At 72.5% G+C, this 8,782-nt stretch carries 4 protein-coding genes and 2 tRNA genes; 4 read left to right on the forward strand and 2 right to left on the reverse strand.

Features of this window, described 5'->3' with window-relative positions; genetic code table 11:
• Window positions 1-175 precede the first annotated feature (175 nt).
• Both E2C05_RS25135 and E2C05_RS25140 read right to left on the reverse strand, forming a co-directional pair.
• On the reverse strand, window positions 176-1,618 hold the full coding sequence (locus E2C05_RS25135) for a TolC family outer membrane protein (protein ID WP_133222392.1): 1,443 nt from the start codon (window positions 1,616-1,618) through the stop codon (window positions 176-178).
• Window positions 1,619-1,829: 211 nt separating this feature from the next.
• Window positions 1,830-2,486, reverse strand: coding sequence for a protein-L-isoaspartate O-methyltransferase family protein (locus tag E2C05_RS25140; protein ID WP_133222393.1), 657 nt, complete (start codon window positions 2,484-2,486; stop codon window positions 1,830-1,832).
• 191 nt (window positions 2,487-2,677) lie between these two features.
• Between E2C05_RS25140 and E2C05_RS25145 the strand changes: the two genes are divergently transcribed.
• The 4 genes from E2C05_RS25145 (at window position 2,678) to E2C05_RS25160 (ending at window position 8,606) form a co-directional block, all read left to right on the forward strand.
• A tRNA-Cys gene (locus E2C05_RS25145) sits at window positions 2,678-2,751 on the forward strand.
• 79 nt (window positions 2,752-2,830) lie between these two features.
• Window positions 2,831-2,905 (forward strand) — tRNA-Asn (locus E2C05_RS25150).
• A gap of 1,779 nt (window positions 2,906-4,684) precedes the next feature.
• Window positions 4,685-8,152, forward strand: a complete 3,468-nt coding sequence (locus tag E2C05_RS25155) for a PAS domain-containing protein (protein WP_158292360.1) — start codon at window positions 4,685-4,687, stop codon at window positions 8,150-8,152.
• Window positions 8,153-8,207: 55 nt separating this feature from the next.
• On the forward strand, window positions 8,208-8,606 hold the full coding sequence (locus E2C05_RS25160; RefSeq protein WP_133222395.1) for a PAS domain-containing protein: 399 nt from the start codon (window positions 8,208-8,210) through the stop codon (window positions 8,604-8,606).
• Window positions 8,607-8,782: the final 176 nt, after the last annotated feature.

Here is an 8,782-nt window from a genome sequence, read left to right on the forward strand (position 1 = left end):
GGCGCGGCGGCGGCCGGGGTGGGCGCGCCGCCCGCGGCCGGGGCGGTCTCGTCCTCGCTCAGGATCCGGCGGATGGAGGCGAGGATGTCCTCCATGCTCGGGTCGGGGGGAGCGCCGGCGGCCGGCACGCCGCCGGGCGGCGGGGCGGCGGGCCCGGCCGGGCGCTCCTCGGCCATCAGCGGCGCTCCGCCACGTCGGAATAGTCGCCGAGGCCGATCCAACGGTTGCGCACCGCGTTGTAGTAGGCGCGCATGTCGTAGAGATCGACCTGCAGGCCCAGGTCCTGTGCCGTCAGCCGGCCGACCGCGCCGGCCAGGGTGTAGGACTGCGCCACCACCGTCGCCAGCGCCTGCACCAGGTTGGTGCGGTTCTGCAGCAGCTCCTGCTCCTGGTTCAGCACTTCCAGGGTGGTGCGGCTGCCGACGATGGCTTCGCGCTGCACGCCGTCCAGCGCGATCTCGGACGCGCGGATGGCGGAACGCTGGCTGTCCACCTGCGCCCGGCTGCTCTGCAGCTGTTCCCAGGCCTGGATGGCGGCCTGGGTGGCGGTGCGGCGCCGGTCCTCCACCACGCTGCGGAGCTGCTGCGCCTGCTGCCGCGCCTGCCGCACCGCGGCGTATTCCGACCCGCCCTGGTAGATCGGCACGGTCAGCTGCGCCACGACCTGACCCGCGGTGCTGCGGGTGTGGGTGGAGACCTGGTTGTCGTTGCGGAAGGCCTGGCCGGTCACGCTCAGCTGCGGCAGCAGCTGGCTGATCTGCACGTTGATGGCGTCCCGCCCCGCCGCCTCGTCGAACAGGGCGGCGACGACCGTCGGGTTGTTGGTGGCGGCGGCCAGCCCGGCTTCCTGGCTGTTCTGCACCGGCGCGCGCAGCGGCTGCGGCGCCACCAGGCGCTGCGGCATCATGCCGATGACGCGCTGGAAGGTGGCGCGGCTGATCTGCAGGTTGCCTTCCGCCTGGGACCGCAGGGCGCGGGCATTGGCCAGCCGGCTTTCCGCCTGCGCCACGTCGGTGCGGGTGATCTCGCCCACCCGGAAGCGTTCGTTGGTGGCGCGCAGCTGCTCGGCCAGCACCTGCTCGTTGTTGATGTTGAGCCGCAGCAGCTCCTGGTCGCGGATCACCGCGACATAGGCGTTCACCGAATCGCTCATCACCTGCTGCTCGGTCCCCAGCAGCCGGGCCCGTTCGGCCAGCACCTGGTTCTCGGCCCGGCGGGTCTGGGCGACGGTGCGGCCGCCGCGGAACAGCGGCTGGGTGACCGACACGCTGTTGGTCATCAGCTGCCGCTCGACATGCGACGTGACGCCGCGCTGCACCCGTTCGATCTGCCCGGTGGCCGGGTTGATGTCCTGGAAGACGCCGAGCGTGCGGTTGCGCCCGTCGAGCACGCCGGCGGTGCTCTGGACGGTCACGGTCGGCCGCCAGCCGGCCAGCGCCTGTGGCACGTTCTCATCCACCGCCCGCAGGTTGGCGCGGGCGGCCAGCAGGGCCGGGTTGTTGGCATAGGCCTGCGCCAGCGCGTCGGACAGGGTCTGGGCATGGGCCGCGGGGGCGAAGAAGGGCGCCGGCGCCAGCAGCGCGGTGGCGAGCGCCAAGGCGGGGCGGAACGATGTCATCCTGGCATTGTCCTTCCGTCGCGGCCGCGGCCGCGGGTCACTGCCTACCCTAGACGAGTCGGCCGGGGCTGCCATACCGCAATGCACCGTAGGGGCAAGGGCGTGGCAAGCTCGCCCCCGCCCGGTGCGGCTTTGCCGCAACGCGGGCCGGCGCGGCCCGGCGCCAGCCTATCGGCCGGCGCGGTTAACCGTCGGTATCCGGCGCCCAGCCTCAGAAGACGAAGCCCGGCGCGGCGGCGAATTCCGGCAGCGCCACGGTGGCGCAATCGAAGGCCGGCGTCGTCGTCACGGTGCCGCCCAGGCGCCGCGCCAGGGTGGCCACGCCATTCCGCCGCCCGGCGCCGAGCACGGCGACCAGCCGCCCGCCTTCCGCCAGCTGTGCGGCGATGGCGGCGGGGATTTCCGGCACCTCGCCCTCGATCAGGATGGCGTCGTAGGGCGCGCCGGCGGCGAATCCGGCCGCGGGCGGCGCCGCTTCCAGCCGGACGGCGCCGGCCGGCAGGCAGGCGGCCAGCGCCGTCCCGGCGATGGCCAGCAGCGGCTCGGCGCTTTCCAGCGCGGTCACCCGGGCGCCGCAGCGCGCCAGGACCGCCGCGCCGTAGCCGGTGCCGGCACAGACCACCAGGGCGCGGTCGCCCGGCCGCACCGCCGCCAGCTGGACCAGCCGGGCGATCGCCATCGGCTGGATCAGGGCGCGGCCGCCGGGCAGCGGCACATCCTCATCGGCATAGGCGCGGGCGCGGACGGCGCGCGGCAGGAATTCCTCGCGCGGCAGGTCGCGCATCGCGTCGAGCAGGCGCGGATCGGTCACCCGGTTGGGGCGCAGCTGCCCATCCACCATGCGCTTGCGCGCATCCGCAAAATCCATGGAGCCCAACCCTTCCCGAGGCCGCCGGGTTATAGGAGCCGCCCCGCCGCGCCGCCAAGCCGCGGCGTGCCGGGCGGCGCGGCCTGGCGGCGCGGCGGGCCGCGGGCCTTGACCCGCCGTCGCCGCCGCCCGATAGAGGCGCGGCCCGCGAGGGCAGGTCCCGGCGGCGGCGCCGGGGCACCCCCTTTGGCGGTCCGGTGGCCGAGTGGTCAGGCACAGGTCTGCAAAACCTGCTACGGCGGTTCAATTCCGCCCCGGACCTCCAGGCGAGGAAATCTTCGCCCGGGAGGCCTGAAGGGGCTTACAAGGAACGGCGCGGCTGCTATACGCCGCGCCCTGGCTGATCCGGCGTGGCGCAGCGGTAGCGCAGCGGACTGTTAATCCGTTGGTCGTTGGTTCGAATCCAACCGCCGGAGCCATCTTCCCCTGATTTCATTTGGGTTGCATCGCGGCTGTGCGCCCGCCCGGGAACGGTCGTGCGGCCGGGCCGGAGCGAGGCGGCCGAACCGCCCTGGCTGGCCCATCGGCCGGTCGGTGGCGGCCGGATGTCCCGGGCGGCGCCGGTGACCCTCCTCCCCCGCGACCCTCTCCCGCGCTGACCGCCACGGCCATGCGTCGTTGCCCCCGGCCGCTGCGGCGATGCTCGCGGAGACCGCGCGCGGCGCCTCGACCGCCTCGCTGCTGGCTCGCGGCCATGTCCGAACATGCAAGGTCGCCCGCCCGAGACCGATGCAAGCCTGCCTTGGGCGTCGCTTGTCGGACGTCGCCCGCCCGGTGCCTGCGCCGGCACGGCGGCCGTGCCCTGGTAGGCACCCTTGAAACGCCTGTGCGGGCGTGCCCGGCGCGCCTCCTCGGGCGCATCGGCCGCGCCCCGGGAGGCGCTACCGGAGATGGACCTCAGCGGGATGCCGGCGGCCTCGCTGCGGCCGAACGCGGCACGCGCGGGTGGGCCCGGTTCAACCACCGCCACCGATCCCCGCCTAACCCAACGACCGGATGGCACAGGCGACCTGGCGCGCGGCGGTCGCGGTCAACGGCGCCCGAAGGCGCCGCGGAGGAAAGGCCGGCCCGCGTCTCGCTGCAGCACGCCAGCCAAGCTGGCCAGCCGCTCCGGGTCATGGGGTCCGAGGCGCAGGCCCAGGCGGTGGCGTGGATCACGCATGGCATCCGGCATGGAGCCTGCGCGCCTTCCATCGCCGCTCGGAGCCGGGCCTTCCCGGGTGGCCCCTGCAGCAGGGTGCCCGCCAGTCCGCCAGGCCGTGCGCCAGCCATGCGGCGGCACGCCTATCGCACCGGCCGGCCTGCCGCCCGCGGAAACCCAGGCTGGCGAACCCAGGCCCTGGTTGCCGCCCCGGACAACCATGTCATCCGCAGCCCACCGTTCCGGACAGCCGCGCCAACGAGGCACCGAATTGCCGCATCGGCCCGGCCCCACAACACCGCGCCCTGCATCGCATCGCGGATCCGCGCCGCGTCCGGCGCCCGGCTGCGCGTGTCCGTCACCGCCAAGCCGGCTTTCGCGCGATGCGGCACGGCCTTGGGGCCGGCCACGTCGACCGGAAACCGGCCATGAAACGAGGCGGCGCCGGCCGCATGGGCGCGGCGACCGACCCGCGCCATGATTTGGCAATATTATGGATCGGCATATATAACGCCCCTCATGATTGATATCGATCCAAGGTCGGGGGCGCGTTGCGACGTTTCCGTGGGTCCAGGGTCGCTGGCTCTGCCTGCGCGTCACGGGCTGTCAGGGGTTCCCTTGGCAGGGTTTGTCATGCCCAAATCCCTGGCGGGGTAAGCCGGCATGAGGGGCCGCGGGCCGGCCTTCGCCTGAAAATCCTCAAGTCGAAACAGGGGTTTACGCTCCAGGTGCATGCCATGTCGCATCCGCGCGGTGGATGACCACGGATGAGGCAATCAGTGCGATTCGTTAAGGGTTTCCGAATCTTGCTTGTATAATTAAACAATCTCGCGCGAATATCGTCTTCGCGCGCAGGTTGGTGCGAAGGGCGCTGGTCGTTATGCAACTCTGGGTTTCAGACACTCGCCAAGCCAGTCTTGAACCGCCCCCCCCACGCAGGTTTGGTTTTATTCCAAAACGACCGCGGCGGCGCAGTGCCACCATCCGTGAGCGTGTCCTCAATTTCGTCTTCGCGGTCTCGCTGCCCCTGCTGGCCCTCGCCGCCGGCAGTGTCTGGATGTACCATGCGGCCAATCGCGCCGCGGCGGAAGAACGCCTCGTTGCGCAGGCGCATGCCATGGCCTACCTGCTGGACCGCGAGTTCCTCGAAGCGCGGCACATGCTGCAACCGCTCACCCGGTCCGCGGCGCTCGCGCGGGGCGACCTCGAAACTTTCCTGGCGGAGATGCGGGTGGTGGCGGAGGCTGGCGTCGCCGAGGCAGTGAGCCTCGGCGACGGACGGGGCCGCGTCCTGCTCAGCACGCTCTGGCCCACGGCGACACCCCCGGGCGAGGTGATTGCCACCCAGCACGCCCTCGACGCCCTGGCCAGCGGGCGTTGGTCGATCAGCAATCTCTTCGTCAGCCCCACGACGCGGCACCACGCCATCTCGGTGGTGCTGCCCTTCGACCTGGACGCGCCGACCGGCCGGGAGCGCTATCTCGTCGCCTTCATCCTGAAGCGTGAGCGCGTGCTGGACGCGCTGACGCAGCAGCGGCTTCCGGAAGGCGGGGTCGCGGCCATCCTCGACCGCAATTTCACCATGGTCGCCCGGACCTCGCAGGACGCCGAGCGGGTGGGGACGCCGGCCGGCACCAATCTCGACCGCCGGACCTCCGATGCAGGGGTCGTCACCTTCACCGCCCAGGACGGGTTGCAACACATCTCCGCGCATGCCCTGGCGCCGCTGAGCGGCTACTGGGTGCGCATCCACCTGCCCGAGGCCGTATTCCGGGCGCCGCTGCGCACCGCCCTGGAGCGTGTGGCGGTCATCGGGGCCCTGCTGCTGACGACCAGCCTGATGCTGGCGCTGTTCCTGGCCCGGCGCATCGCCGCGTCGCTCCGGTTCCTCGATCCCGGAACCGGAGCCCTTGCCGCCCGCGCCATGACGGACACCGCACCGGGCGGCAGCGGCCTGGCCGAGGTGGATGACCTGAGCGCGGCCCTGGCCAAAGCCTCGGCCGACCGCGACCGCGCCCTGGCCGAGTTGAAGGCGCTCTTCTGCGCCAGCCCGGTCGGCGTGGCGCGCATCGATGCCCAGGGCAACATCCACAGCGCCAACGACGCCTTCCTGAAGCTGGCCGGCCTCGATGCCGCCAGGCTCGCCACCGGCCGGGTCCCCTGGGCGGCGGTGACCGCGCCGGAGGGGCGCGCCCGCGACGGCGCCGCCATCGACGCCGCGGTGCGACAGGGACGCTCCACCCCCTATGAGGCGGAGTTCGTCCGGCCGGGCGGCGAACGCGTGCCGGCTCTGGTCGCCTTCGGCCTGCTGGACCCGGGCAGCAGCGACTGCGCCGCCTTCGCCGTCGACCTCTCGGAGCAGATGCGGGCCGAGGAAGCGGCGGCCTCGCATGCGGGCATGCTGCGCTCGGTCATGGAAACCACCACCGACTGCGTGAAGGTGCTGGACCGGGAGGGCCGGTTCCTGTTCGCCAATGCGGTCGCCTGCCGCAACCTCGGTGTCGCCGATGCGGCGGAACTGACCGGCCGGACATGGTTCGATCTGTGGGGGAAGGCAGAGGCCCAGGAGGCCCGTGCAGCCGTGGCCGAGGCGCTCGCCGGCGGCACGGCCCGCTTCGAGGGCATGATGCGGGCGGCCGGGGGCGAAGCGGTCTGGTGGAGCGCCGAGGTGCTGCCCATCGCCGGCATGAGCGACGGGGAACCGCGCATCCTCGTGGTGTCGCGCAATGCCACGGCCGACCATGCCCTGGCCAAGTCACGCGAGCGCGCCAGGGCCGAGTTGGAGATCCTGGTCGCGGAGCGGACACGGACCCTGCGGGACGTCGCCGTCGAATTGGCCGCCGAGATGCGCCGCCGCGGGGACACGCAGGCCGCCCTGCTGCAGTCGCAGAAGCTGGAAGCGCTGGGCCATCTGACGGGCAGCGTCGTGCACGACTTCAACAACGTCCTGGCCGCCGTCCAGGGCAGTTTCCGGCTGGTGCGACGGCGCGTCGAAAGCGCCGAGGTGCTCGCGCTGGTCGAGCAGGGCATGCATGCCGCCGACCGGGGGGCCAAGCTCATCGGGCAGCTCATGACCTTCGTCCGCCGGGAGCAGGCTGAAACCGTCCTGACCGACCTGAAGCCGCTGCTGATGAACGCGGAGAGCATGATCGGCCATGTCGCGGGACGGCAGGTGGCCTGCTCGATCGACGTCGCCCCCGACACCTGGCCGGTCATCGTCGACCGGGTGCGGCTCGAGACCGCCCTGCTGAACCTCACGGCGAATGCCCGCGATGCCATGCCGATGGGCGGCCGCATGACCATCGCCGCGCGCAATGCGCGGGCGGAGGATCTTCCGCCCGATCTCCGTGCCGGGTACGGCCACGTCCTGCTCTCGGTCACCGACACCGGCACCGGCATGGACGCCGAAACCTTGCAGCGCGCGACCGAGCCCTTCTTCACCACCAAGGCGCCCGGCACGGGCACCGGGCTGGGGCTTGCCTCGGCGCATGCCTTCGCCCGGGAGGCAGGCGGCACCTTGTCGCTTCGCAGCGCCCCTGGCGCGGGCACGACCGTGACCCTGCTTCTGCCCCGTGCCGAACTCATCGAGACGGCGCGCGAGGACCGGTCCGACGGCGAGACCGCGGCCCTGAACCCCGCCCTGCACGGGGGCGCCACGCTCCTCCTGGTCGAGCAGGATGACCCGCTGCGGCGGGTGATGGCGGGGATGCTGCGCGACCTGGGATACCGGGTCATCGAGGCGCCGACCGCCGAAGCCGCCGAAGGGCTTTTCCTTTCGGCCGGCACGGTGGACATGGTGCTCACGAACCTGTCCATGCGCGGCGCATCCGCGACGCTGCTGGTCGACCGGTTGCGAGCGGCGCGGCCCGGCCTTCCGGCGCTGTACGTCACCGGACGCGACATCGGCTTCGATCCCGGCGAGATACCGGTGTTGCGGAAGCCCTTCAGCGATGCGGCACTGGCGGCGGCGATCCTTCGCGGCCTGGGGCGGCTTTCCGCCGGAGCGCAGGCCGCCGCGCCGCCGCCGGTGGTGGACCGCCTGCGGGAAAGGCTGGTGCAGGCGGAATTGCGGGAAGCCTATGTGCGCTGGTCGGCGCTGCGCGGCAGCCAGGCGGACCATCTGCCCGCACCCGGCGCATTCCCGCTGACCGAGCTTTCGGAGCAGACGGCGGCCCGGGCATTCCTGTTGCAGGTGCTGGACATCGAGGCCGGCGTGTTCCGCTTCCAATATGCCGGCCGCAGCCTCGAGGAGCGGTTCGGCCGCCCCTTGGCCGGCCTGTCCCTGGGCGGCAGTCGCGGCGAACTCGACGGCGCACTCGGCGGCTCCGCCACGGCCCTCTACCGTCGCTGCGCGAGGACCGGCGTGCCCTCCTACGACTATGCCCGGGTCTCGCTGGGCGACGGCTTGCCGGTGCTGCTGCAAAGGGTGATGCTCCCCCTCTCGGCGGACGGCGTCACGGTGACCCATCTCGCCGGCGTCGCCGTGTTCGAGGATTTGCAGCTGTTGCCCGCAAGGGAGGGGTGAGGCGCCGCAACGGCGGCCTTCCGGCCCGTGTCGGACAGGACGTTGGAGCCGCGCCATGCCGGGCCCAGGCATTCCGGATTTCGATTCCGCGTCCCTGGCAGCCGAGATCGAGCGTCTGCCCCTGGCGGAGATCCACCGCCTCCCTTTCGGGGCCATCCGCCTCGACGCAGAAGGCCGCATCACCTTCTACAGCGACACCGAGCGTCGGCAGTCGGGATATCGCAAGGCGGCGGTCGGCCACCTGCTCTTCGCGGACGTCGCGCCCTGCCTCGACAATGACGAGTTTCGCGGCCGCATCGACGCGGCGCGTTCGGCGGGCACGCTCGATCTCGCCTTCGGCCACATTGCCGCCATGCCGAGCGGTGCCCTGGATGTCGAGTTGCACGTCCGCGCGCTGTCCACGGCGGATGGCGGGTGCTGGATCTTCCTGAAGCGGGTCGGCTCCGCCGGGTAGGCGCCCGAAGTCCTGGATCGGGACGTCCGAGACCGATGGCCCGCCCCGCCAGCGCGATGGCGCCGCGGGACATGGCATGCCTGGCGCGGATCAGGCGGGCGGCGGTCCATCACCGCGGCCGGCGCCGCGGCGGAGCGGCCCGGCCATGGCGCCGGCAAGGCGCGGCGCCCGGCCTG

Source organism: Paracraurococcus ruber, from assembly GCF_004353985.1.
In the GTDB taxonomy this organism is placed as follows: domain Bacteria; phylum Pseudomonadota; class Alphaproteobacteria; order Acetobacterales; family Acetobacteraceae; genus Paracraurococcus; species Paracraurococcus ruber.

Coding starts and splice junctions, on each gene's coding strand:
- E2C05_RS25135 (WP_133222392.1), bottom strand. CDS start 1,618: ATGACATCGTTCCGCCCCGCCTTGGCGCTCGCCACCGCGCTGCTGGCG.
- E2C05_RS25140 (WP_133222393.1), bottom strand. CDS start 2,486: ATGGATTTTGCGGATGCGCGCAAGCGCATGGTGGATGGGCAGCTGCGC.
- E2C05_RS25155 (WP_158292360.1), top strand. CDS start 4,685: ATGTACCATGCGGCCAATCGCGCCGCGGCGGAAGAACGCCTCGTTGCG.
- E2C05_RS25160 (WP_133222395.1), top strand. CDS start 8,208: ATGCCGGGCCCAGGCATTCCGGATTTCGATTCCGCGTCCCTGGCAGCC.